General features: G+C 63.2%; 19 protein-coding genes and 1 other RNA gene. 13 read left to right on the top strand and 7 right to left on the bottom strand.

Annotation, left to right across the window (positions count from 1 at the left end; genetic code table 11):
* Nucleotides 1-246: 246 nt before the first annotated feature.
* From dcuC to ssrA, 3 genes are all read left to right on the top strand, one after another.
* Nucleotides 247-1,539 (top strand): C4-dicarboxylate transporter DcuC, encoded by a 1,293-nt coding sequence (gene dcuC, locus MAF45_RS03395; RefSeq protein ID WP_237978145.1) that lies wholly within the window; start codon nt 247-249, stop codon nt 1,537-1,539.
* Nucleotides 1,540-1,723: 184 nt separating this feature from the next.
* Entirely contained in the window at nt 1,724-2,314 is a 591-nt protein-coding gene (locus tag MAF45_RS03390) for a LysR substrate-binding domain-containing protein (protein ID WP_237978144.1), read from the top strand.
* Between the two features lie 57 nt (nt 2,315-2,371).
* Nucleotides 2,372-2,735, top strand: a transfer-messenger RNA (tmRNA) gene (ssrA, locus tag MAF45_RS03385).
* Nucleotides 2,736-3,056: 321 nt separating this feature from the next.
* On the opposite strand, the gene MAF45_RS03380 is transcribed toward ssrA, so the two are convergent.
* Nucleotides 3,057-3,710 (bottom strand): cupin domain-containing protein, encoded by a 654-nt coding sequence (locus MAF45_RS03380; RefSeq protein WP_237978143.1) that lies wholly within the window; start codon nt 3,708-3,710, stop codon nt 3,057-3,059.
* Nucleotides 3,711-3,817: 107 nt separating this feature from the next.
* Here MAF45_RS03380 and MAF45_RS03375 point away from each other — a divergent pair, with 107 nt between their 5' ends.
* Entirely contained in the window at nt 3,818-5,173 is a 1,356-nt protein-coding gene (locus MAF45_RS03375) for a DUF438 domain-containing protein (RefSeq protein WP_237978142.1), read from the top strand.
* Nucleotides 5,174-5,684: 511 nt separating this feature from the next.
* Here MAF45_RS03375 and MAF45_RS03370 read toward each other — a convergent pair.
* Complete coding sequence (locus MAF45_RS03370; RefSeq protein ID WP_237978141.1) at nt 5,685-6,509, bottom strand: MetQ/NlpA family ABC transporter substrate-binding protein; 825 nt, start codon at nt 6,507-6,509, stop codon at nt 5,685-5,687.
* Nucleotides 6,510-6,739: 230 nt separating this feature from the next.
* On the opposite strand from MAF45_RS03370, the gene MAF45_RS03365 reads away from it, so the two are divergent.
* Nucleotides 6,740-7,636 carry an isocitrate lyase/PEP mutase family protein gene (locus MAF45_RS03365; protein ID WP_237978140.1) on the top strand — a complete coding sequence of 299 codons (897 nt, stop codon included), beginning with the start codon at nt 6,740-6,742 and terminating at the stop codon, nt 7,634-7,636.
* A gap of 47 nt (nt 7,637-7,683) precedes the next feature.
* Nucleotides 7,684-8,022 (top strand): 7(1) septoil knot domain-containing protein, encoded by a 339-nt coding sequence (locus tag MAF45_RS03360; protein WP_237978139.1) that lies wholly within the window; start codon nt 7,684-7,686, stop codon nt 8,020-8,022.
* 13 nt (nt 8,023-8,035) lie between these two features.
* Here MAF45_RS03360 and MAF45_RS03355 read toward each other — a convergent pair whose 3' ends face one another.
* Nucleotides 8,036-8,806, bottom strand: a complete 771-nt coding sequence (locus MAF45_RS03355; protein WP_237978138.1) for a GntR family transcriptional regulator — start codon at nt 8,804-8,806, stop codon at nt 8,036-8,038.
* Between the two features lie 142 nt (nt 8,807-8,948).
* On the opposite strand from MAF45_RS03355, the gene MAF45_RS03350 reads away from it, so the two are divergent.
* On the top strand, nt 8,949-10,241 hold the full coding sequence (locus MAF45_RS03350) for an amidohydrolase (protein ID WP_237978137.1): 1,293 nt from the start codon (nt 8,949-8,951) through the stop codon (nt 10,239-10,241).
* 152 nt (nt 10,242-10,393) lie between these two features.
* On the opposite strand, the gene MAF45_RS03345 is transcribed toward MAF45_RS03350, so the two are convergent.
* Nucleotides 10,394-11,950 (bottom strand): sigma-54 interaction domain-containing protein, encoded by a 1,557-nt coding sequence (locus tag MAF45_RS03345; protein WP_237978136.1) that lies wholly within the window; start codon nt 11,948-11,950, stop codon nt 10,394-10,396.
* A gap of 231 nt (nt 11,951-12,181) precedes the next feature.
* Here MAF45_RS03345 and MAF45_RS03340 point away from each other — a divergent pair, with 231 nt between their 5' ends.
* The 4 genes from MAF45_RS03340 (at nt 12,182) to MAF45_RS03325 (ending at nt 17,054) form a co-directional block, all read left to right on the top strand.
* The gene (locus MAF45_RS03340) at nt 12,182-13,711 is read left to right on the top strand and encodes a flavocytochrome c (RefSeq protein ID WP_237978135.1); all 1,530 of its coding nucleotides are present in this window, start codon (nt 12,182-12,184) and stop codon (nt 13,709-13,711) included.
* Nucleotides 13,712-13,740: 29 nt separating this feature from the next.
* Nucleotides 13,741-14,106, top strand: a complete 366-nt coding sequence (locus MAF45_RS03335; protein WP_237978134.1) for a cytochrome c3 family protein — start codon at nt 13,741-13,743, stop codon at nt 14,104-14,106.
* A gap of 83 nt (nt 14,107-14,189) precedes the next feature.
* Nucleotides 14,190-15,842, top strand: coding sequence for an HAL/PAL/TAL family ammonia-lyase (locus MAF45_RS03330; RefSeq protein ID WP_237978133.1), 1,653 nt, complete (start codon nt 14,190-14,192; stop codon nt 15,840-15,842).
* 90 nt (nt 15,843-15,932) lie between these two features.
* Nucleotides 15,933-17,054, top strand: coding sequence for a porin (locus MAF45_RS03325; protein ID WP_237978132.1), 1,122 nt, complete (start codon nt 15,933-15,935; stop codon nt 17,052-17,054).
* A gap of 122 nt (nt 17,055-17,176) precedes the next feature.
* Here the strand turns inward: MAF45_RS03325 and MAF45_RS03320 are convergent, their stop codons facing one another.
* Together MAF45_RS03320 and MAF45_RS03315 are read right to left on the bottom strand one after the other, a co-directional pair.
* Nucleotides 17,177-18,538 carry a tetratricopeptide repeat protein gene (locus MAF45_RS03320; protein ID WP_237978131.1) on the bottom strand — a complete coding sequence of 454 codons (1,362 nt, stop codon included), beginning with the start codon at nt 18,536-18,538 and terminating at the stop codon, nt 17,177-17,179.
* A 76-nt stretch (nt 18,539-18,614) separates the two neighbouring features.
* Nucleotides 18,615-19,535 (bottom strand): LysR family transcriptional regulator, encoded by a 921-nt coding sequence (locus MAF45_RS03315; protein ID WP_237978130.1) that lies wholly within the window; start codon nt 19,533-19,535, stop codon nt 18,615-18,617.
* A gap of 153 nt (nt 19,536-19,688) precedes the next feature.
* On the opposite strand from MAF45_RS03315, the gene MAF45_RS03310 reads away from it, so the two are divergent.
* Nucleotides 19,689-20,606, top strand: coding sequence for an AEC family transporter (locus MAF45_RS03310; protein WP_237978129.1), 918 nt, complete (start codon nt 19,689-19,691; stop codon nt 20,604-20,606).
* A gap of 164 nt (nt 20,607-20,770) precedes the next feature.
* Nucleotides 20,771-21,805, top strand: a complete 1,035-nt coding sequence (locus MAF45_RS03305; RefSeq protein WP_237978128.1) for a threonine aldolase family protein — start codon at nt 20,771-20,773, stop codon at nt 21,803-21,805.
* A 31-nt stretch (nt 21,806-21,836) separates the two neighbouring features.
* Here MAF45_RS03305 and MAF45_RS03300 read toward each other — a convergent pair whose 3' ends face one another.
* The gene (locus MAF45_RS03300; protein ID WP_237978127.1) at nt 21,837-23,348 is read right to left on the bottom strand and encodes a tripartite tricarboxylate transporter permease; all 1,512 of its coding nucleotides are present in this window, start codon (nt 23,346-23,348) and stop codon (nt 21,837-21,839) included.
* Between the last annotated feature and the right edge of the window lies 1 nt (nt 23,349).

The raw sequence follows: 23,349 nt of genomic DNA, 5'->3' as shown, positions 1-23,349 counted from the left end.
ATATATATGATTTTCCTGGCGCTTCGCCGGCTGGTCCGGGGCCCCCTGGCCGGGATGGCGCGCCGCCGGGTCTAAAGTCAATCCCGCCTTAGTGATATTTCGTCGGGCCGTAGGATAGAAAAACGTTTTGTCCGGGCTTATAGTAGCAGGGTCTGATGCCGGCTGGTCCGGAAGCCGGGACCCGAAGTTGGGCGGCCAGTCCGGTCCGCGCGCGTCAGGCGCAACAAAAAAACAGAGAGTAAAAAAATGCAGACTTTCACTACGATTGTTGCCATAGTCGGGGTGATCGGCGTCATCTGGGGCCTTGTGAAGCGCTACGAGACTCGACTGGTGCTGATTGCCGGCGGCCTGTTCATGGCTTTCCTGTCATTGAAGCCGATGGTGGCCTTCCACCAGTTCGACAAGTCGATGACGAACCCCAACCTGATCATCGCCATCTGCTCGGCCATGGGCTTTGCAGCTGTCGTGAAGCTCACCGGCTGCGACGTTCATCTGGTCGGGCTTCTCACCAAGCCTCTGAAGAGAATCGGCATCTTCCTGCTGCCCGCCTGCGGGCTCGTCACGGCGTTGGTCAGCATCGCGCTGCCTTCGACCGCCGGCTGCTCGGCTGCAGTCGCGCCGACCATCATTCCGCTGCTGATCCGCGCGGGTTTCAAGCCCGCTGTTGCGGGCGCCGTGGTGGTGGCTCCGATTTCGACCTTTGCCTTCTTCAACCCCGGCGTCTCGCACAACGCCTTCATTGCGAAGATGGCGAACATGGACGTGATGGACCTGATTGGCCTTAATGCGAACCGCATCCTGATTCTGGGCTTCCTCACGATCATTCTCCTTACGGTGGTGTGCGTGGTCTACAAGGACTACAACAAGCATCAGACCAAAGAGGAAATGGAAGCGAACCTCGCCCTGAGCGGATCAGGCGGGAAAGTGGATCTGCCTGAGCATCCGAGCGTGCTGCGCGGCATCACCCCGCTGCTGCCGGTTGTGATCCTCGTGGTCTGTTCCATCTGGTTCAAGGAGCTCAAGGTTTCGGTAGCCACGGCCATGCTGATCGGCACCATCTACTGCTTCCTCGTCACTCGTGCGAATCCTGCTGAGATCACGAAGAAGTTCTTCGACGGCATGGGCTCCGGCTATGCGAAGATCATGGGCATCATCATCGCGGCCGGCGTGTTCGCCGCCGGACTCCGCGCCGCGGGCGTGATCGATCAGCTCGTTGACTTCCTCAAGCACGCCCAGGCCATTGCGAAGCTGGGCGGCTCCCTTGGGCCGTTCCTGCTCGGCCTGATCACGGGTTCTGGCGACGCTGCGGCCTTTGCCTTTAACGAGGCCGTGACTCCGCATGCTGCTGAATTCGGCATGACCATTCCTTCTCTGGGCATGCTCGCCGCCATCGCAGGCGGCCTTGGACGCCAGATGTCGCCTCTGTGCGGCGGCCTGATTCTTGTGGCTGGCGTCGCGGGGGTCTCGCCGATGGACATCGTGCGCCGTACGGCGCCGGTGATGACGATTCTGCTCGTCGTGCTTTACGTCATTTCCTGAAAAAAAACAGAAATGCCCCGGCGTCAGGGCCTGCCTGAGTGCAGGCCTTCACCCGGGGAGCCCTCTGAAACCCGGACGGAGTAGGCCTCCCTCCGGGTTTTTGCTTTTCCTGCAGCGCGGGCAGGCGAAGCGCTTCAGGCCGTGCTAACTTACCTCCACGGCTTTTTTCTTCCAGGAGACAGCGATGGCTGGCAAAACCTTTCGGCTCGGCACTCTCGAGAGCGTGCTCAGGACCCGGCTCGAGCCCGTGCGGGCGCGTCTTAAGGCGGCCTGTCCGATGACGGTCACGGTCGGGCACAGCCGCGACCTTTTCAAGCGCCTGAAGGCGGGCGAATTCGACGCAGTCTTTGCGATCGACTGCCCGGAGGATCCGGGGATCAGGCGGGCGAAGGCCTTCGGCGAGGACGTGATGCTGATCTATCCCGACTCGCACTGCCCGGTGGAAAGCGCCTTCGATCTCGAAGACCTTCCGATGGCGGCCCTGCCCGAGGGCTGCTCCTACAGAAGGCGGCTTCTTGCCTGGATGGACAGCCAGGGGGCGAAGCCCCTGTCAGTTGAGGACCAGCCCGATTACGCCTCGATTCTGCGGACAGTCGCCTCGGGCGGCGGCTTCGCCCCGGTGCCGGCCTCGGTGCTCTCGGCTTCGGACGTGAAAAGTGAGATTCAGGCCGACCGGCTGGAGGGGCCCGAGGGGCGCGTGTGGGTTGAGCTGCTGTGGCGGTCCGAGGCTCCCGCGCAGGGCATCGCGGCCCTGCGCTCGGCGCTTGGGTTTTGAGGAAATTTGTCAGCGGCTTTGCTCCTTGCTTCAAAACGGGTAAAATAAAACCCCTTTGGGGCTGCCTTGGTTTCGACGTGGGTCACGAAGCGGCACAATGCATGTCGAGGTCCGGAATCCTCGTTAAACAGTTCGGAAAGTAATAAACGCCAATAACGAGCGTTACGCTCTCGCGGCTTAATCCCGCGGGATGATGCACCGGCTTGTCTGAGGGCCGGGTCAGGCAACTGACAGCATCACCATATACTCAGGCTGGATCTGCGCGGAGTCGTGACGCGCAGGTTGAGATCAAGCGACTGGCTTTCGAAGGGCCCGCCGACGGGCATGAGCGAAAGTGAGACTTTAAAATCCGCCTGCTAAGCATGTAGATTTGTACGGGGACGATTTGCGGACGCGGGTTCGACTCCCGCCAGCTCCACCAGACACTAATCCCAGACTGTCTTAGGACGTCTGGGATTTTTTATTAAATCAAAAATTTACGAGAAAATTCCGTCTCGGACTGTCTAAGGCTGTCTAAAGAAATCCATGACTTTATGATGGATAGTATGGTAGGTAAATGAGAGTTAAGTAATCACATTGCTCGCAAAGACCCCGGGTATACCCGCCATGCTTTCAAGTGGTCCGATCGAGCTTAAAGAGCGTGAAACGCACACCCTGGTCCCGCAGAGTGCACCCGAAGGGGGCCGGGAATCAGGCCAGGGAGTGCTGCTCCGCACCTGATGCCGAGGGACCCCGGGGCGCTCTATGGGAGCTCAAGCAGCAGGGCCATCTGAAAGCCGGAAGGAGCCCCAACGCTGTGCCTGCCCCCTGCTGCGAACTTGAAGTTTTCGCCCGCCCGGATCGGATGCTTTTCGCCTTCGTACCCGATCAGGCCCTCGCCCGAGAGCGCCAAAACCAGGGCGTCGCCCGGCGCGGCGTGCTCGGAAAGGCCTGTGCCGGCGCCAAAGCTCATCAGAGCGAACTTAAGCGAGGGGCTTGCCACGAGATCAAGGTTCACAATCCGGCCGGGTTGCAGCGGGAGGATTTCGGTGATGTGCGCGGCGGCCCCGGGCCTGAGGACCGGATTCACACGGGCCGGGCTTTTAAGCGAGATTTCCAGATAGACCGCCCCTTCGGCGCTTCGGATGCCGACCGGATTTCCGACCGGAGTGAGGAAAAGGTCACCCGCCTTCAGCCCTGCGGCTTTGCCTCCGGCCAGGGCTTCGGCCTGGCCTTCCAGCAGGAGCCAGATTTTGGGGTGCTCGTAGAGCTCAGAGCCGATGTCCGTTCCGGCGGCAAGCGAAAAGCAGGAAATGGCATAGCGCCCGGTCTCGGAAAGGGAAGTTGAGATCGTGCAGCCCGCGGCCGGCGCGTTTTCCCCGGCCAGTGAGAAGACTTTTCCCGCGATGCCTTTCATTTGAGGAACCTCCTTGAAAAGGGTTGAAGTTTTTTAATATGTATTTAGAATACATCTTTAAAAATCGAAATGCGAATTTCTTTTCTCCAAAGCTCAGCAGGACTGCCATGACCGATTTGAAAGACATCAGGGGACTTGACGATAGGAAACTTGAGACGGCGCTCGCCATTCGCAAGGCGTACGAAGCGGGGAGGCTTTCGCTTGAAGAAGCCCACCGGCGCTTGAAAAGCGAAGTCCGGTCCCTGAAGCCCTGGGAGATCGCCAGGATCGAGCAGGACCTCACGGCGGAGCAGGGCGGCGACGACTGCCGCTCCCGCAGGATTTCAGAACTCTTTCTGATCTACGGCCCGGTGCTGGACCGCAGCCGCCCCGAGCTTCCGGACGACCACCCGATCGCCCGCTACTACCAGGAAAACGACCGCGAGCGCGGCATCGTGAAGGAAATCGAGGATCTCCTCCAGTATCCCGTGATCCGAAACCAGTGGCTCGAGCTCTACGACAGGCTCTCCGAGATCCGCAGGCATTTCTCCCGCAAACAGAACCAGCTCTACTCCGTGCTGGAGAAGAAGGGTTTTGAGCATCCCTCCACCCACATGTGGCTTTTCGACGACGCAGTCCGGGACGAGATTCGTGAAAACCGCAGGCTGCTGGAGGCCGGAGAGGACGATCAATTCATCGCCCGCCAGGCCTCCCTGGTCGAAGACCTGAAGGACCTGATGGAAAAGGAGGAGCAGGTGTTGCTGCCGACCTCGCTCATGCTGGTGAGCCGCCGCGAGTTTGACGAAATGCGCCAGGGCGATGCGGAAATCGGCTACGCCTGGCTCGGCGAGGCGGCAGCCCCGGCGCGCGGGCCTCAGGACGCGCCGGCCGAATCGGGCGCCAGGGAGGGGTTTTCAGCCGATCTCCAGAAGCTGCTCGTGCGCTACGGCCTCGGCTCCGGCGCTCCGGCCGACGGAAAACTCGAAATGAGAAACGGCAGGCTTACGCTCGAGCAGGTGAACCTCATGCTGCGGAACCTGCCGCTCGACATTTCCTTCGTGGACGAAAACGATCTTGTGGCTTACTACTCGGACACCGAGCACCGTATTTTTCCGCGAAGCCGCAATGTGATCGGCCGTCAGGTGCGGAACTGCCACCCGAGGACAAGCGTGAAGTACGTGGAGGAAATCCTCGCGAAGTTCAAGTCCGGAGAGGAGAACACAGCGGATTTCTGGATCGACGGGAAGGACGCTTTCATCTACATCCGCTATGTCGCCGTTCGGGACGAGAAGGGAAAGTTCCGCGGCGTGCTCGAGACCATGCAGGACTGCACCCGCATCCGCGAACTCACCGGATCCCGCACTCTGCTCACCTGGAGCAGCGAAACGCACGCTCCGGAGCGCGTCTATGGGATTTCGGAGCCGGGGACAAGCGACGACGAGCCCGTCACTAAAGACGGGAACCTGACGGGAAGAGCCTTTTAGCCGCCTCGGAGAAGTTCCTGAGGCGGGGTCGGCTCTTTTTCCCCGGTGTCAAAAGACAGCGGGGTCGGCGCGCCCGGCCAGGCTTCGCCACAATGAAACTGAAGGATATGGAACTCGCTGCGGCTGAGAAACAGGATCTGCCCGTGGCTGTAAGGCCGCCATGCAGGAAGCCCTTCAAAAGGGCTTTGAGTCGAAAATACGGACCGAGTGAAAAAAGGTCCTTCCCGACTTGCGATCGAGAAGATGCATCCATGCATCCGGGCGCAGAAGTCTGGAAAACATGCGCGCTCTGTTTCGAGCAGCGGAACACCCGCTTTTACGTCAAGCGGCAGCGGTTTTGCCGTTACGGAATTCTTTTACGCCAGACACCCGATGCCGGGCGTGCCGGCCAACTTTATCGGCGAAGGCGGAGAAGGGCTCTTTAATTTCCAGAAATGGAAGAAGCCGCTCCCGCATGGACCGGTCTTCCGGGGCCGCAGGCCTGAGGGCGCGGCTCCGGCGGCAGCGGAGTTCAGAAGGCGGCGAGGACCGAGCCCTTGTATTTGTTGTTCACGAACTCCTTCACCTCAGGGCTCTCAAAGGACTCGAGCAGGATCTTGAATTCCGGACGGCCCTTGCTGTCGGTCTGAACCACCAGCACATTGGCGAAATCCGAATCGGCTCCTTCCAGAAGGAAGGCGTCCCGGGAGGGAGTGAGGTTGGACTTCACGGCCCAGCTGCCGTTGATGACGGCAAACTCGACGTCCGGCAGGGTGCGCCCGAGGTTGGCGCTTTCGACTTCGCGGAACTTCAGGTGCTTCGGGTTGTCCACGATGTCGTGAACCGTGGCATGGGAGCCCGTTCCCTCCTTGAGTCTGATGATCCCGTTGCGCTCGAGCAGCTGCAGGCCCCGTCCCTGGTTCGCTGCGTCCGAAGGCACCGTGACGAGTCCGCCGTCATGGATTTCGTCCTTGCTGTGGATCTTGAGGGAGTACACCCCGATCGGGAATATCACAGTTTTCCCGAGAGCCGTGAATTTGTAGCCCTTGCTCTGGATGGCCTTGTTGAGGTAGGGGATGTGCTGGAAGGCGTTCGCGTCTATGTCGCGCGCGTTGAGCGCCTCATTGACCTGGGCGTAGTCGGAAAATTCAACCACCTGGACTTTCAGCCCCTTTTTGGCCGCTGCTTTTGCCGCCACTTCGGCCACTTCGGCGTGGGGGCCTGAAAGCGTCCCGAGCTTGACGGGCTTGAGGCCGCCCTCCGCAGTGCCGGAGTCCTGCTCCTTCCTGCCGCAGGCCGACAAGGCTGCGGCCGCGGCAGCCGTCAGGCCGAGGGCTAGAAATGTTCTGCGATTCATGGCGTTCTCCTTTGGTAATGTCGTGTGCTCGCCTGCAAGGCCCGGGGAGAGAGAGCCCGGGGCGGCGGTGTGATCTTTCTCTTTGTAAACTATCAGTTTTAATGAAGTCCGGACTTTTTATCTGCGGCTCGGCTGAGGTATTACCTGGCAGGGCGCTGATAAAGCCGCGGGGGCGCTTTTCGAGCGGGGCTGCGGCAGTACACTGAAGTCTCATTTTTGGGACATTCGCCATGACCTCAGCACACGACAAGCGCCTTCAGTTTCGCAGCAACTTGAAAAACGGGCGGTTTATGACCGCCCCCGGCATCTACGATGCCCTTTCGGCCAAAATCGCCCAAGAAGCTGGCGTGAACTGTCTCGCGATGGGCGGCTACGCGATTTCAGCCTCGCGCCTCGCGCGGCCCGACGTGGGCTTCCTCTCCCAGACCGAAATGGCCCAGGCGCTCAAGGAGGTCTGCGACGCGACGGACCTGCCCGTCATCGGAGACGGCGACACGGGCTACGGCAATGCTATGAACGTGCTGCGCGTCGCGTGTGAATACGAACATGCCGGGGCGTCGTGCATTTTCTTCGAGGACCAGGTCTGGCCCAAGCGGTGCGGCCACATGGATGGCAAGCAGGTGATCTCCGCCGAGGAGCACGCGCAGAAGATCCGCGCGGCGTTCGACGCGCGCGAGGATCCGGCCACCGTCATCATGGCCCGCACGGACACAAGGGCTGTCCACGGGCTCGATGACGCCATCCGCCGCGGCAGGCTCTATGCCGAGGCCGGCGCGGAGGTGCTTTTCATCGAGGCGCTCCGGGACCGCGCCGAGATGGAGACTGTGGCCCGGGCGTTCAAAGGAACGGGCGTCGCGCTGTTTGCCAACATGATCGAGGGCGGGAAGACGCCCATCCTCAGCAACCGGGAGATCCAGGAAATGGGTTTTGCCGGCGTCTTCTGGTCGTGCACGTCGCTTTATCTGGTGGCAAGCGCCCTGTACCGGGGGTTCCGCACGCTGGTGGAGGAAGGGACCACGGATTCCCTGAAAGGTCAGATGATCGAGTTTTCGCAGTTCAACCGCTTCGTCGGTCTGGACGTCTACCGGGAGCTCGAAAGAAAATACCGGGTCGGCCGGGACGACTGAGGGCGTGTGCGGTTCAGGTTTAAAGAGGGAGGCGGGGGAGGAGCGCGATGAGACTTCAAAGTATAGGCCGGACGGCGGTTCCAGGCGTTTTGTCTCTGCTTTTCATTTTCCCGGCCCCGGCCTGGGCCGGGGGAGTTTCTGGGGACTGCAGCTGGAACGGCATCCCGCTTTACGGAAACGTCAAAGTGGTCGATTCATTCCCGGACATCAAGGTGAAGATTGTCTCGAGCTTTCCCGACCTGAAGGTCAAAGAGGTCAATTCGTTCCCGGACTCCTGCGGGAAGTGGCGCTTCGTCGATTCGTTTCCAGACTTCAAGGTGAAGTTCGTCAATTCCTTTCCAGACATAAAAATCAAGTATGTGGAATCCTTTCCTGGGCTGCCCTAGAAGAGGGGGCCCTTCAGAGGTCGAAGGCCAGCCGTACCTTGAGGAAGTCCACCTTCATGCGCCGCATTTCAACCGGTACATGCCCGTAGGTTTTTGAAATGCGCCTGCAGCAGCAAAGCGGCGTGCCTGCGGCGATGGAGTTCCCGATCGCCTCGAGCGTGTCGCGGCCGCACACCTCGCATGAGACGTAGTTGGCGGTCTCCGTGATGACGACTCCGAAGGCCCGCTCGTAAAAGGCGTAGAGCGATTCATGGGGATCAAGGTTCTTTTTGAAGAACTCCAGCGTGAGACCCGGAAAATACCTGGCCGGCAGAAAGAGCTCGTCAAGCCCCAGAGAGCAGTCCGGGTTCGTGATCCGGCGGGTAATATGCAGGACTCGCTCGCCGGGCGGCAGCTGCAGGCTCTCGGAGAGCTCGCCCTGCGCCGGAAGCTCTTCAAAGCGCACGGGGACGCGTTCCTTCAGCTGCAGGGGCCTGCCGTCAAGCGTCTGAAAGGGCTGGAAGCGGTTCCAGTAGCGCCCGGCCCCGAAGCTGCCCACGTACGTTCCCGAGCCCTGGAGCCGCACCAGCACGCCTTCGTCCACAAGCTCGGAGACCGCGCGGCGCAGCGTGCCGACGGAAATGCCGATTTCGCGGGCGAGCACGGGCTCGGCGGGAATCCTCTCGCCGGGCTTCCACTGCTTGGCAAGCAGCCGCCCGATGATGGTCCTTTTGGCGGCCATGTAGCGGGGAATGCGGCGCCTGCTGCCCGGCGGGTTCCTGCGGTCGATTGATTCGCTAGGCATGATGTCCTGTGTTCCATCAAATCATATACATGATATGAGAAGAAGCGGGCCGACGGGCTTTGCCGTGTACAAAATAATCCCATGGGCAGAGCGGATCGCACAGGCGCGCCCGCCTCTGCCGGTTGAAAAAGGAGAAAGCAGCATGGCAGATGAATACGATGCTTACGTGCCGGAGATGGTTGAGACCCGGCGCAGGCTTCACGCCCACCCCGAGCTCGGCTGGACTGAATTTGAGACGACGGCTCTCGTGGCGCAGAGGCTGCAGGCTCTCGGCTTTGAGATCCATCTGGGCACTGAGGTGGTGAATCCCGAGGCGGTCCTCGGACGCGATCCGAAGGCCGCGAAGGCGGCCGAGGAGCGGGCTCGTGCGCACGGAGTTCCCGAAGAGATCCTGCAGCGCATGGGCGGCTACACCGGCTGCGTGGGCATCCTCGACACCGGTCGACCCGGACCCACGCTTGCGTTCCGCCACGACATGGACGCCCTGCCAATTCAGGAGATCACCGACCCGAAGAGCGGCCACCTGCCGGCCGTCGAGGGCTTCGCCTCCACAGTGAAGGGCGTGATGCACGCCTGCGGGCACGATTCGCACACTGCCACGGGCCTCGGGGTCGCGCACTGGCTCTCCGACCACAAGGCGGAGCTCTGCGGGCGCATCAAGCTCATCTTCCAGCCTGCCGAGGAGGGCACCAGGGGAGCGGGCGCGATGGTGGCCGCGGGTGTCGTCGACGACGTCGACTGGTTCTTCGGGGCGCACGTCGGCACCGTGGCGAAGCCCGGCGAAATCGTGATCCAGCCCGACGGCTACATGGCGACCACGAAATTCGACGTGAACTACACGGGCGTGCCCTCGCACGCGGGCGGCAATCCCGAGAAGGGCCGCAGCGCGCTCATCGCCGCGGCCGACGCAGCCGTGATGCTCACCGCGATCACGCGCACCTCCGAGGGCGACACGCGCGTGGCCGTGGGGCGGCTTGATGCCGGCGAAGGCCGCAACATCACTCCGGTGCACGCGCACATGGAGTGCGAGGTCCGCGGCTCGACCTTTGCAGCGAACGACTACATGTTCTCCCGCGCCCAGGAGGTGGTGAAGGGCTCGGCCGAAATGATGGGGGTGAAGTACGAGATCATCAAGACGGGCCAGGCCGGCGTGATCGAGACCACTGCCGCGGCGCTTGCCGCGATGCACAAGGCGGCCGAGGCGATTCCCGGCATCAAGGTGCGCGAATACCACAACGCGGGCGGCAGCGAGGACTGCACGCTGTTTATGCACCGCGTGGCCGAGCACGGCGGCAACCCCGGGTTCTTCCTCTTTGGCTGCAACCATCACGGCCATCATCGCCCTGACTTCGACACTCAGGACACGAAGAATATGAAACCCGCGTTCCTGGTTTTCGTGAACCTCGCGCGCGACATCTGCGGGCGCAGGGCCTGACGTCTCCTGACGTAAAAAAGGTGCGCGGGCGGTGGAACACCTCCCGCTACGTCCCTTTTTTCCGCGTCGGTGCTTTTGTTGAAGAGGCGGAAAGAGAAGGCGGATCGCCTGTCTCCTCTTTCCGCTTTTTTCGTCTGCTGCCGCCGCGATCCTTAAAGGAGTCCGAGCTTCGAGAGCCGGCTGCGCAGTGTGTTGGGATGCATTCCGGCGCGTTCGGCGGCGCCGCCCGGGCCCGAGATTTTGCCGTAGCAGCTTTTCAGCAGGGCCGCGAAATAGGCTTTCTGCAGCCCCTCCCAGTCGTAGGCCGCGAGATCCGGGGCGGCCGGCTCCGCGCGCTGCGGCAGGGGCCTTGCCAGGGCGGCGGGCGCGGGGCGGGGCCCCGGGCGCTGCACGAGGTGCCGGATGACGGGGCCCTCTTCAAGCGCAGCGCGCTCCGTCGAGTTCTCAAGCTCGCGGACGTTGCCGGGCCAGCGGTAGCGGACCGCCTCCTCCAGGGCCTGGGCTGTCAGCCTGGGAATTTCGGAGAGGTGGTACTTCGCGGCGATCCGCTTTAAGAACAGCCTCGCGAGCAGCCCGATGTCCCCCGGTCGGTCCCGAAGCGGGGGGAGCTTGATCGGGAAGACGTGCAGCCGGTAATAAAGATCCGTCCGGAAAAGCCCCTTTTCAACCATTTCCTCCAGGCTTCGGTTCGTGGCCGCGATGATCCGGACGTCGACGGGAATTGAGCTCTCGCCGCCCACCCGGGTGATGGTGCGCTCCTGCAGCACGCGCAGTAGCTTCACCTGCGCAAGCGCGGACAGCTCCTCGATTTCGTCCAGGAAAAGCGTTCCGCCTTCAGCCTGCTCGAAGTAGCCTGCGTGGCGGTTTTTAGCATCCGTGAAAGCGCCTTTTTCATAGCCGAAGAGCTCGCTTTCAATGAGCGAGGCGGGGATTGCGCCGCAGTTGATTGCGATGAAGGGGGCATTGCGCCGGGAGGACATCTGCACGAGGGTGCGCGCCGTCACCTCCTTGCCGGTGCCGGATTCGCCCTCGATCAGGACCGTGACGTCGGTGTCGGCAATCCGGCGCATTTTCTGCGCGACCTGGTAGAGCCCGGGCGAGGCGGCAAGGAACCGCTCGAGCGGCTCGGACTTTTCCTGCCGGAGCTGCCGCCTGAGGGCCTCGTTCTCCCTGCCGATGTGGGCGGCCCAGGCGCGGGCGACCCAGGTGGACAGCGGCTGGGCGAGCGATGCGATGAGCGCCGCCTGCGACTCAAGCCAGGCTTTCTCCCTCAGGCTGTAAAAACAGATGACGCCGACATGCTGCCCGTCGAGTTCGAGGCGCTGCATGACGTAGGAGCCTATGCCGGCAATGACGTTTCGGGTCGCCCATGCCGTGACGGGGTCCTCCGAGAGCGATCTTACGAGCAGCGTCTCCGGCCGGTGCTCGTAGGAGAGTTCGCCCACGAGCCCCTCGGGGATCTTCACCTCGATGTCGAGCCTCAGGCTCTCCGTGGCGTCGGCCCGGGCGAAGAACCGGATGCTTCGGGTCTCGGAGAAAAAGGTGTTCACGAAGATGCCGCTCACCGGCAGCCCCTGCTGCTGCAGCAGCCTCACGAGCCGCCGCAGAGCCTGCAGGGGGCTGGCGAGGCTGCAGACCTCGCTCACCGACTCGTAGAGCTCACGGGGAGCCTGGCCCGGGCCCTCAAGGCCTTTCTGATGAGTGTCCATTGTTAACGAAATGTCGTAATTTAACGAATATTCGTAATTTTATACGAAATATCGTTTCAATAGTTAGTTCAAAAAGCGTGGATTCAGTCTTTAATACGTCGAGAGAATTAGTTCTAAAAGCCCCACCGGACGGTGGATTACGCGCTGCGGGAGGTACTGCGTCTCAAAGCTGGCACGGTTTGTGCTTTAAGTCTCTGTGAAAAAATGAAAGAGCCTTTTTTTGAGGTCAGCATGAAAAAAAACATCATCCAGAAGGAGACCAGCCGCCGCAGCCTGATCAAGGCCGGCGCCGCCGTCATCTGCGCCGGGGCCGCAGCCTCGCACGCCGCCCCCGCGCCAGCGAAGGCGCGGTTTGACAAGATCTATGACGTGATCGTCGTGGGCTCGGGCTTTGCCGCCCTCGCCGCGGCGCTGCGCGCCCGTGAGCAGGGCGCTCATGTCCTGCTCATCGAAAAGATGCCGGCCTTCGGCGGCAACTCTGCAATTAACGGCGGGGCTTTTGCCGTGGCCGGCTCCCCCCTGCAGGAGAAGTCCGGCATCAAGGACTCCCCGGAGTTGATGCTCAAGGACATGATCCGCTCGGGCCGCGGTCTCTCGCACGTCGACCTTCTCAAGATGATCGTGGAGGGCACCCGCCCCGCCTTCGACTGGGTCGTGAGCTACGGGGTGAAGTTCAAGCCCTTCGTGCAGCACTTCGGCGGGCACAGCGTCCCGCGCATCATGCAGACCGTGGAGTCCACGGGCGGCGGCATCACTCGGCCGCTTGCCGAGGCCTGCCTTAAAAAAGGCGTCGAGATGCACAGGCGCGCGATGATGCGCGACTTCATCCGCAGCGCCGACGGCCGCGTGATCGGTCTGAAGGTGCGCGAAGGCTACATCTTCCCCAAGGAGGATTCCGGGGTGGACGTCACCTACGGGGCTCGCCGCGGCGTTGTGATGGCGACCGGGGGCTTTTCACGCAACATCTGGTTCCGCAGCCAGCAGGATCCGCTGCTTGATTCCCGGCTTGACTCCACGAATCAGCCCGGGGCGACGGGCGAGGGCCTTCTCAAGATGCTCGCGATCGGCGGCGCTCCCGTCCAGCTCGACCAGATCCAGCTCGGCCCCTGGAGCTCGCCCGAGGAAAAGGGCTTCGGCCTTGTCTCCCAGTTCAACACGATCGCCGGCTTCCCGATGGGCATCATGGTGGATCCGCGCACGGGCCGCCGCTTCTGCAACGAGCTTGCCGACCGAAAGGAGCGCGCCGACAAGATCCTCACCATGATTGAAAACGGCAAGCCCGTCTACCCCATCTGCTTTACCGACACGAAGGGCGTCGCGAAGGCTCAGACCCTAAAGAACGGCCTCAAGTACGGTGTGATCCACAAGTTCGACTCGCTTGAGGCGATTGCCCGCGGTTTCCACATGCCGGTCGAGGCTTTCGTCGCTCAGGTGAAGGAGTTCAACGGCTATGTCCGCGCGAAGGACGACAAGCAGTTCCACCGCCCGCTGCAGCTCGCGATCGTCCTGGACAAGCCCCCGTTCTACGCCGTGAAGGTCTGGCCGAAGGTCCACTACTGCATGGGAGGCGTCGGCATCAATCCGAAGGCCGAGGTGCTCGACGTGATGGGCCGTCCGATTCCCGGACTCTTCGCCGCGGGCGAGGTGACCGGCGGCGCCCACGGGGCGAGCCGCCTCGGGGGCTGCGCGATTGCAGACGGCCTGTGCTTCGGCCGCATCGCCGGACTGTCCGCGGCCAGCAGCACCCCTGTTGATCTTTAACCCAGGCGAAGAAGAGGAAGGAGACTGAAATGATGAAAAAACAGATGCTGGCCGCGATGTCTGCAGCCGTCCTCGGCGCCTTCGCCCTGAACGCCTGGGCGGCCCCTGCGGTTCCGATGGGAGCCCACCACGCGAAGATGAAGTGCGAGACCTGCCACACGAAGGACAACGCCGTGAAGGGCAACGCCTTCGTGCCGCCTTCGGACAAGACCTGCGAGGGCTGCCACGGCAGCTACGCGGCGCTTGCGAAGAAGACCGCGGGCGGCTCTGAGCCCAACCCCCACTATTCGGCCCATTACGGCGAGTCGCTGTCTTGCAGCGCCTGCCACAGGCAGCACGAGAAACCACAGTCCTACTGCAACAACTGTCACGACTTCAGGCACAAGATGCCCTGAAACCGAACACTGGGTCGAAAATAAAACTTTTTTTCAAGGGCACCGCTTGAGCGGGCCCGACTTACCACTGGAGAGAACTAAAAATGGCAAAAACTAGAATCATTGCCGCCGCCGTCGCCCTTGCCTTCGCCGGCAGCGCTTACGCCGGCGTCGTCACTCTGGACGGACACCACCTCACGATGGATCAGGCCTGGGAGGTCGCCAACGGCCAGTCCACCGTCGAGATCGCCCCGAGCGCGAGGCAGAATCTGATCCTGTCGCACAAGCTCGTGATGGAAGCCGCCGCTCAGGGCAAGCCCGTGTACGGCCTCACCACCGGCGTGGGCCTCAACAAGGACAAGAAGCTCTTTGACGCGAACGGCAAGCTCACCAAGGAGGTGCTCGACGCCTCCCGCGCCTTCAACTACAACGCCTTCCGCGCGCACTCGGCCGGCATCGGCCCGATGATGCCGGAAAACCTCGCCCGCCTGTCCATGGTGATCCGCCTGAACACCATGCTTGCGGGCCAGTCCGGCGCCCAGGTCCGCGTGGCTGACCTCTACCGCGAATTCCTCAACAAGCACATCACCCCCGAGATCCCCTCGCGCGGCACGATCGGTGAGGCCGACATTCTGCTCGCCTCGCACGTCGGCTCCGTGATGATCGGCGAGTGGCGCGCCCGCGTCGACGGCCGCCTGATGAGCGGCGCCGAAGCCCTCAAGGCAAAGGGCATTACCCCTCTGGTTCCCGAGGGCAAGGACGCCCTCGCGGTCCTTTCGAACAGCTCGGTCGCCATGGCCTATGCGCTTGACGGCTACAAGAAGGCCCTGCAGGTCACGAAGACGACTCCTGTTGTCTTCGGCCTTTCCCTCGAGGGGCTCAACGGCAACGTCGCCCCGTTCCTGCCTCAGACGGTCGCCGTGCGTCCGTTCCCCGGCCTCGACAAGGCGGCCGAGTCCCTGAGGCTCTCGCTCAAGGGCTCCTACCTCTGGCAGCCCGCGAAGGATCGTCCGCTGCAGGATCCGCTCTCCTACCGCACCACGGTCTACGCGCTGGCTGAAGCGAACAACGCGCTTGCCGACCTGAAGAAGGTGATCGACGTCCAGATCAACGCGGGCGACGACAACCCCGCCACGATTCTCAATGCGAAGCAGGACTACCGCTCCGAGAGCAAGCAGGTCGCCAATTACTTCATCGACGGCAAGGAAGTGAACGGCGCGATCATTCCGAGCGCGAACTTCGAGGTCCTGCCGGTTGCGCTCGCCCTGCAGCGCGCGTCTCTCGCGGTGGCCCACCTGTCGCACAACGCCGTGCAGCGCACGATCCACCTCTCCGATGAGCACTTCACGGGCCTCACCCGGTTCCTTACCGCCCCGGGCAACAAGGGCCACGCCTTCGGCGCGATCCAGAAGGCCTTCATGGGCATGCACGTCGACACGATGGCGCTCGCCCAGCCCGTGTCGCTCTACGGCATGCCGGTCGCAGGCGACATCGAGGATACGTTCACGCAGCTGCTGCAGGCCGGACAGCGCCTGGGCCAGATTGCCGAGAACACGCGCTACGTCTACGGGCTTGAGCTGCTGCACGGCGCCCAGGCAATCGACCTTCGCCGCCAGAAGAGCGGGAACTTCGCCATGTCCTCCGACACCGCGAAGCTCTACAACGCCTTCCGCAAGGTTTCTCCCTATGTCGACCGCGACCGTCAGTTCACCGACGACATTGAAAACGCCGCGAAGCTGATCGGCAGCTGGAATTAACGCTTTTCTCTCTCCGGACAGGGCGGCCCGGCGCCTTTTTGCGGGCGCCGGGCCGCACCTGTCTCTCTCTGCTATTCAAAGGAAAAAACCATGAATTCCAACAAGATTGCTGCGGCGCTCGCCGCCGCGGCCCTGTCCGGGGCGGCCGCAGCCGCCCCCTCGGTCACGATGTACGGGGTCGTTGACACGGGCCTGCAGTACACCCACGTCTCAAACCGGGGCGTCGACACGTTCGAGATGAATTCCGGCAACTATGCGGGCTCGCGCTGGGGCGTGAAAGGCGAGGAGAAAATCGGCTCCTCCAGCGTGGGCTTCATTCTGGAGTCGGGCTTCGCAAGCGATACGGGCGCGCAGGGCAAAAGCGGCAGCATCTTCAACCGCGAGTCCCAGATCTATGTGAAGGGCTCCTGGGGCCGGATCGGCGCTGGCCGGGTCGGGGCCTTCACCTCGGGCTCTTCGTCCCTTTCCCGCTACTGGGACTTTGAGCCCTTCGAGACCGGGTACTACGACGCGGGGCTGCAGGGCACGCAGGTGAACGTCTGGAGGCTCAACAGCAACACCCTCTACTACGTCTCCCCGAAGATGAACGGCTTTGAGTTCGGCGGCCAGTATTCGTTCACGGGCAGCACGTCCGACAAAGAGACGAACGGGATGGCCCGCGACAGCCACTTCGGGAACATCTACGCGCGCTGGGACGGAAAGAACGCGCGGGTGATCGCCGGGGTTGAGGCCGACTTCATCGGCCACGACTACCGGGACACCGACCCGAACAAGACGAGGTGGTCGGCGAAGCTTGCCGGCGCCTGGACCCCGAACGCGGGCCCGGTGACGCTGTTTGCGGGCTACAACTATTACAAGAACCAGAACCGCTTCACCGACTCGACCTGGGACGACGACTACAAGGTGGTCTATGACGGCAGCGGCCGCGGGCTCGAGGGACATGCCTTCTTCCTGGGCGGCCGCTACAGCGTTGGAGCCGCGAGCTTTCTCGGGCAGTTCCAGTTCCTCACGGGCAAGAACAAGGGCGCCGTGAAGGGCGATGAGGACGACTACAAGCGCTACGTGGGGTCGCTCGGCGTGCACTACTACTTCAGCAAGCGCACGATGGGCTACGGCGTCGTCTCCTACGCGAAGGGCACGGGGCTGCTTGACACCGACACGACCGAAACGAACCGGGTCGTGACGACCGTGGGCGTCACGCACTGGTTCTGACAGACAAGCGGCTCTTTTTTCCGGTCTTTCTTTTTAAGCCGGAAGTCTCCGGGGCGAAAGCCCCGGAGGTTCACTGGCCCTGTTTCCGAAGGGCCCTGGCGCGGGCGCTGTCCCGCGCCTTTTTAGTTGAGAATACGGCCGCCGCGCCTGAAGCCTGAGCTGGAGCCGGAAGCCGGCGCAGGCATCTGCGCGAGGTTGTATTTGGCCGTGACGCTGCCCTGGTCCGCCGCCCTCCCGAACCATTCCCGGGCCTTCTCCAGGTCCCGCGGGACGCCCCGGCCGTGGTAGTAGCAGGACCCGAGGCTGCACTGGGCCGGGGCGTCGCCCTGCAGGGCTGCCTTCAGGTACCACAGGGCGGCCTGCTCGTAGTCGAGCTCGGTCCCAATGGCGCCCTCGTAGCAGCCTCCGAGGTTGTTCTGTGCGACGGCAAGCCCCTGCCGGGCGGCCTTTTCATACCATTTGAACGCTTCCTTGTCGTCCGGGGCGACGCCCCGTCCCTCCTCATAGAAGACGCCCAGCGAGTTCTGCGCGTCGGCAAGGCCCTGCAGGGCCGCCTTCCTCACCCATTCGAAGCCCAGCGTCTCGCTTTGCTCGACTCCCGTGCCCTCGGAGTAGAGCAGCCCCAGGCTGTACTGGGCCTCGGCCACTCCCTGATCGGCCGCTTTTTTATACCAGCGGGCGGCAAGCTTCGGGCTGCGGGGCAGGCCCCGGCCCCATTCGCGGCACAGCCCCAGGAAATACTGAGCGTCGGGCTGACCCTGCGAGGCGGCTTTTTTCGCCCAGTACACGGCTTTTTTCTCATCCTGCTCGACGCTGATGCCATGGTCGTAGGAGGCCGCGAGCTCGTACTGGGCCTCCCGGTCGCCCTGCTCGGCGGCCTTCGTGAACCACTCGAAGGCCTTCATTCCGTCCCGGGGCACCCCCGTGCCCTCGTCGAAGCAGACTCCGAGCTCGTACTGCGCAACGGGCAGCCCCTGCAGAGCCGCCATGGCGATCCACTGCGCCCCGTACGCTTCGTTTTTTTCTATCCCCCTGCCGTCGAGGCACAGGCAGCCGAGCAGGTACTGGGCCTTGGGTTCGCCCTGCAGGGCCGCCTTGAGCGCCCAGCGAGCGGCCCGGGCGCTGTCCTTCGGGACACCTCGCCCCTCGTCGAGCATCAGCGCGACTTCGTACTGCGCCAGCGCGAGCCCCTGCTCGGCCGCCCGCTCGTACCACTTGAAGGCCTCGGGGTAGTCCTGGCCGATGCCCGAGCCTTCGTAGAGGCAGTCGGCGAAATTGAACTGCCCGGAGGCGCTTCCGCCCTCGGCCGCCTTCCTGTACCACTCGAGCGCGGTCTTGAGGCTGCGGCTCACGCCCCGGCCCGTTTCGAACCTCAGGCCGAGCTCGGACTGCGCGTCGGCGTCTCCCGCGAGGGCTCTCCTTTTGACTTCTTCGATGTCGGAGCCGCCCTCGGCGTCCTTCGGCTTTTCTCCGCTTCTTTTCATTGCTGTGTCTGTCGTTTTTTTCTGAAAAACTAGATTCTGCACCCTGGAGCGGATTCCGCAAGCGCCCGCCCCGGGATCAGCCGGCCTCAGAGCGCATCAGGTCGCAGAAAGTCTGCGCCGCGCGCGAGAGCTCTTCGCCCTCGCGCTTGAAAAGAACGAACCGCCCGCGCTCGAGCGGCTCCTTGAGCTCCACCTCGAAAAGATCCGGGTTCTTCAGGTGCCCGGGGGAGGGGTCGCATTTGATCATGGCCCCGAGGCCGAGCCCCGCCTGCGTGAGGTCCTCGATGATCGCCGAGGTGTCGCAGTCGAAGGCCGCATTGAGCTCGAGTCCCGCCGCGGCGAAGGTCCGGCTGAGGAATGAGCGCGAGTCGCTGCCCTCGCGCAGCACGATGAGCGGATAGCGGTTCAGCTCGGAGAGCGCGAGCCTGCGGCCCTCGATCGTCCCGAAGCGCCTGCGGCTGGCCGCGAAGAAGTTCCGGTACGGACGCAGCGGCAGCGCCTCGGTTCCAGCCGGAGCGGGCCCGTCGCCGTGCACGGCGTCGAGGAAGAAATCGATCCGGTCCGCGGCAAGCAGCCGCACGAGTTCCCCGCGCCGGTTCTCGCACTTCAGGTGCACGCGCACCCGCGGGAACGCCTCGGCGAAGCGCCCGAGATGCGGCATCAGGTAATAGTGCAGCAGGAGGAAGGGAAACGCGATCGAAAGTTCGCCCTCCTCGAGGTTGCGCAGGCCCGCGAGACGCCCCTGCCCGCGGGCGAGGGCCGACTCGATGTCCCGGGTTGTCGCAAAAAGCGCCTCGCCTTCAGCGGTGAGCGCAATTGAGCGGCCCCTGCGCGAAAAAAGTTGACAGCCCAGCCTCGACTCGAGCAGCGCGATCGAACGCGAGACCGCGGGCTGCGTGATGAAAAGCGCGCGGGCGGCGAGCGTCATGCTGCCGGTTTTGGCCACCTGGCCGAAGACCCGCAGCAGGTCAAGGCTGATGTCGCTGAGATTTTGCATGATGAAAGCCATTTTGCATCAGTTCTGTTTATGCATGCATAAACAAATATCACTATTTTTTCTAGGTATTTTTACTTAAAATCTTTTTCAAGAAGAAAGCCGCACACCCGCCCCCTGCGCGCGGGGCCCGGGCGCCGGCAAGGGGAGGCTCGGATGCCGTTTTTTGCCGTCATTGTTCAGCCCTTCATCCTGATCGCGCTGGGGTTCGCTTTGTCGAGAAGCCGCATGTTCCCCCGCTCGCTCTGGGAGGGCGTTGAAAAGCTGGTGTTTTACGTGCTGTTTCCGCCGCTGCTCTTTAACAGCGTCGCCAACGCTCAGCTCACGGTTTCCCAGACGGGGATTTTCCTCGCCTGCGGCGTCGGTTCGATGACGATCGGCATGGCGCTCGCCTGGCTCGTCTCGAAGATCGCCCCCATGGGGCCGATGACCGACGCGAGCCTCCGGCAGTGCGGCTATAGGTTCAATTCCTACATCGGGTTTGCGATCGTCTTTGCGCTCTTCGGAGCAAAGGGGCTCGCGCTTTTTGCGCTGCTCATGGGCGTCTGGGTGCCGATTTCAAACGCTGCGGCCGTGGCGGACCTCGCTGCCGCCTCGCGCTCGAAGGGGGAGGGCGCGCGGGGCATCCTCCGCTTGATTGTGAAGAACCCCCTCATCATCGGCACCGCCGCGGGCCTCTTCTTCAACGTGACGGGGCTGCACATGCCGGAGCTGGTCACCTCGGTCTTCAAAAGCCTTGGCTCGGCCTCGCTCGCGCTCGCTCTGATGTCGATCGGCTCGGGGCTGCAGCTCGGGAAATTCAGGCAGGAGGCGGTTCCCCTGTCGCTTGCCACGATCGAGCGGCTTGTCTGCGTGCCGGCCGCAGCGCTTGCGATCGGGCTCTTTTTCGGGCTCTCCCCGGTGGAGCTCGGGGCGCTCATGAGCTTTGCGGCGCTTCCCACGGCGAACTCCTGCTACATTCTCGCGGTCCGCATGGGCGGCAACGGCCCGGCGGTGGCGAATCTCACGACGCTGCAGACCGTGTGCGCGCTGTTCACGATTCCGTTCTGGATGGGGCTGCTGCAGTCGCTCTGACCCGGGGGCTGCGTCCTGCGGGGCTAGGGGAGCAGGAGGCGGCTCTTCCCGTTTGTCTGTCAGACAATTTCTGCGGGCGCATAGCCGGAAAAAAAATACAATGGGTTCCATCCGGCGGAGCCCTCCGCCCTTTTTTCCCTTCACTCAAGACAGGACCCCTTCGAATGATCCGATTCAACAACGACTACTGCTGCGGCGCGCACCCGCTGATCCTCAAGGCTTTCGAGCGGACCAACCCGGAGCGTTACCCGGGCTACGGCGTGGACGACTGGTGCGCGAAGGCGGCCGGCATGATCCGGGAGGCCGCCGGAGTCCCCGAGGCGGCGGTTTTCTTCTTTCCCGGTGCGACTCAGGCCAATTTCGTCGTCGCCGCCGCTGCCCTAGCCTCCACCGAGAGTGTGATCGCCGCCGACACGGGCCACATCAGCTGTCACGAATGCGCCTCGGTGGAAAACACGGGGCACAAGGTGCTCACGCTGCCCAACGTCGACGGGAAGCTCACGGCGGAGGCGGTCGAGTCCTGCGCCCGCCGCTACGTGGAAAGCGGGGAGGCCGAATACATCACGCGCCCGGCGATGGTCTACCTGTCGTTTCCGACCGAGAGCGGAACGCTTTACAGCCGCGCCGAGCTTGAGGCGATCTCCGCGGTCTGCCGACGCTACGGCATGCTGCTTTTCGTCGACGGGGCGCGGATGAGCTACGGGCTCATGTCGGAGGCGAACGACCTCACGCTCAAGGATTTCGGGCGCCTTGCCGATGTCTTTTACCTCGGGGGGACCAAGTGCGGCGCGATGTTCGGCGAAGCCGTGGTGATCACGCGTCCCGCGCTCGCCCGCCGCTTCAAGGCCCGCATGAAGCAAAACGGCGCCGTGCTGGCGAAGGGCTGGGTGCTCGGGCTGCAGTTCTGCACGCTGCTCGAAGGAGGGCTTTACTTCGACATCGCGAAGAAGGCCGATGAACAGGCGATGCGCATTCGCCGGGCGTTTCTCGGCCGCGGGTTTGCCATGTCGGGCTCAAGCCCCACGAACCAGCAGTTCGTGCTGCTGGGAGAGGAGCAGAAGCGGGCCCTCGCCCGGAAGTACATCTTCGAGGACGAGGGAGCAGTCCGCGGGGGGCTCAGCGTAGTGCGCTTCTGCACGTCCTGGAGCACGTCGGACGCGGAGGTGGATGAGCTCGTCGCGGACATCGCGGGGCTCTGAAGCCCGCCCTGGCTGCCTCCGGGATCTCCCGCTAGTCGTTGTCCTGGAAGGCGACCTCGCGCTTTTTGCGCACGGCCGGCGCGAGCACAACGATAAGGAGGACTGCGGCCGCGATCAGCAGCCCGCAGGAGATCGGCCGCGTGAAGAACACGCTCGGGTCGCCCCGCGAGAGCAGCAGCGCGCGCCTGAGGTTTTCTTCCATCATCGGCCCCAGGATGAAGCCAAGCACGAAGGGCGCCGCCTCGCATCCGAGCTTGATGAAGACGTAGCCCAGAAATCCAAAGGCGATCGACACCCAGATGTCAAACACGTTGTTGTTGATCGAGTAGGTGCCGATCACGCAGAAGGCAATGATCGCCGGGAACAGCCACCGGTACGGCACCCGCAGCAGCTTCACCCAGACGTTGATCATCGGCAGGTTGAGCACGATCAGCATCAGGTTGCCGATCCACATCGAGACGATGAGGCCCCAGAAAAGCCCGGGGTCGGTGCTCATCACGAGGGGGCCGGGCTGGATGTCGTGGATCATCATCGCGCCGATCATGAGCGCCATCACGGCGTTGCTGGGGATGCCGAGCGTGAGCATCGGGATGAAGGAGGTCTGCGCGCCCGCGTTGTTCGCGGTCTCGGGGCCCGCGACGCCGCGGATGTTGCCCTCGCCGAAAGGCGGGTTCGCGTTCTTGCCTGCGATCTTCTTCTCCATCGTGTAGGAGGCGAAGGAAGACAGAAGCGCTCCGCCCCCGGGCAGCACTCCGAGCAGCGACCCCACGGCCGTGCCGCGCAGGATCGGGCCCACGCAGTTCTTGATGTCGCTCCAGGTGGGCAGCACCTTGCCGACCGGAGCCGTGCTGAAGGACCGGGTGCTGCGCTGCTCGAGGTTGTTCATGATCTCGGCGTAGCCGAAGATGCCCATCGAGATCGCCACGAAGCTCAGTCCTTCCTGCAGGTCTTCGAGCCCGAAGGTGAAGCGCATGGCCCCGGAGTTGATGTCGGTGCCGGTGAGTCCCACGAGAAGGCCGAGCAGCACCATGCAGAACGCCTTGATGAGCGAGCCATTCGCGAGCACCACGGCCCCCACGAGGCCGAGCGCCATGAGGCTGAAGTATTCCGCGGCCTCGAACTTGAAGGCGATCGAGATCAGGGGCGGCGCGAAGGCCGCGATCAGGAACGTCGCCACGCACCCGGCGAAAAACGACCCGATGGCCGCGATGCCGAGGGCGGCTCCCGCGCGGCCTTTTTTGGCCATCTTGTGGCCGTCGAGGCAGGTGATCACCGCGGAGGCGTCGCCCGGAATGTTCACGAGAATCGCGGTGGTGGAGCCGCCGTACTGCGCTCCGTAGTAGATGCCCGCGAGCATGATGAGCGCGGCCGAGGGCTGCAGCGTGTAGGTGATCGGCAGCAGCATCGCGATGGCGGCCACGGGCCCGAGCCCCGGCAGCACCCCGATCAGCGTGCCCACGGTGACGCCTGCGAAGCAGTAAAGGAGGTTCGCAAGCGACAGGGCTTCTCCGAAGCCCGTTGCGAGATTATTCAGAAAGTCCACG

Origin of the sequence: Mesosutterella porci, assembly GCF_022134585.1 — a bacterium.
In the GTDB taxonomy this organism is placed as follows: Bacteria; Pseudomonadota; Gammaproteobacteria; order Burkholderiales; family Burkholderiaceae_F; genus Mesosutterella; species Mesosutterella porci.
The sequence above is the reverse complement of the archived record's forward strand: the minus strand, read 5'-3'. Positions and strand labels throughout refer to the sequence as shown.

What these genes read in the sequence shown, in the direction of transcription:
- MAF45_RS03360 (WP_237978139.1), top strand. Translation starts at nt 7,684, where the DNA reads ATGAGACTTCAAAGTATAGGCCGGACGGCGGTTCCAGGCGTTTTGTCT.
- MAF45_RS03330 (WP_237978133.1), top strand. Translation starts at nt 14,190, where the DNA reads ATGGCAAAAACTAGAATCATTGCCGCCGCCGTCGCCCTTGCCTTCGCC.
- MAF45_RS03325 (WP_237978132.1), top strand. Translation starts at nt 15,933, where the DNA reads ATGAATTCCAACAAGATTGCTGCGGCGCTCGCCGCCGCGGCCCTGTCC.
- MAF45_RS03340 (WP_237978135.1), top strand. Translation starts at nt 12,182, where the DNA reads ATGAAAAAAAACATCATCCAGAAGGAGACCAGCCGCCGCAGCCTGATC.
- MAF45_RS03390 (WP_237978144.1), top strand. Translation starts at nt 1,724, where the DNA reads ATGGCTGGCAAAACCTTTCGGCTCGGCACTCTCGAGAGCGTGCTCAGG.
- MAF45_RS03365 (WP_237978140.1), top strand. Translation starts at nt 6,740, where the DNA reads ATGACCTCAGCACACGACAAGCGCCTTCAGTTTCGCAGCAACTTGAAA.
- MAF45_RS03315 (WP_237978130.1), bottom strand. Translation starts at nt 19,535, where the DNA reads ATGCAAAATCTCAGCGACATCAGCCTTGACCTGCTGCGGGTCTTCGGC.
- MAF45_RS03320 (WP_237978131.1), bottom strand. Translation starts at nt 18,538, where the DNA reads ATGAAAAGAAGCGGAGAAAAGCCGAAGGACGCCGAGGGCGGCTCCGAC.
- MAF45_RS03380 (WP_237978143.1), bottom strand. Translation starts at nt 3,710, where the DNA reads ATGAAAGGCATCGCGGGAAAAGTCTTCTCACTGGCCGGGGAAAACGCG.
- MAF45_RS03345 (WP_237978136.1), bottom strand. Translation starts at nt 11,950, where the DNA reads ATGGACACTCATCAGAAAGGCCTTGAGGGCCCGGGCCAGGCTCCCCGT.
- MAF45_RS03350 (WP_237978137.1), top strand. Translation starts at nt 8,949, where the DNA reads ATGGCAGATGAATACGATGCTTACGTGCCGGAGATGGTTGAGACCCGG.
- MAF45_RS03335 (WP_237978134.1), top strand. Translation starts at nt 13,741, where the DNA reads ATGATGAAAAAACAGATGCTGGCCGCGATGTCTGCAGCCGTCCTCGGC.
- MAF45_RS03375 (WP_237978142.1), top strand. Translation starts at nt 3,818, where the DNA reads ATGACCGATTTGAAAGACATCAGGGGACTTGACGATAGGAAACTTGAG.
- MAF45_RS03305 (WP_237978128.1), top strand. Translation starts at nt 20,771, where the DNA reads ATGATCCGATTCAACAACGACTACTGCTGCGGCGCGCACCCGCTGATC.
- MAF45_RS03370 (WP_237978141.1), bottom strand. Translation starts at nt 6,509, where the DNA reads ATGAATCGCAGAACATTTCTAGCCCTCGGCCTGACGGCTGCCGCGGCC.
- MAF45_RS03310 (WP_237978129.1), top strand. Translation starts at nt 19,689, where the DNA reads ATGCCGTTTTTTGCCGTCATTGTTCAGCCCTTCATCCTGATCGCGCTG.
- dcuC (WP_237978145.1), top strand. Translation starts at nt 247, where the DNA reads ATGCAGACTTTCACTACGATTGTTGCCATAGTCGGGGTGATCGGCGTC.
- MAF45_RS03355 (WP_237978138.1), bottom strand. Translation starts at nt 8,806, where the DNA reads ATGCCTAGCGAATCAATCGACCGCAGGAACCCGCCGGGCAGCAGGCGC.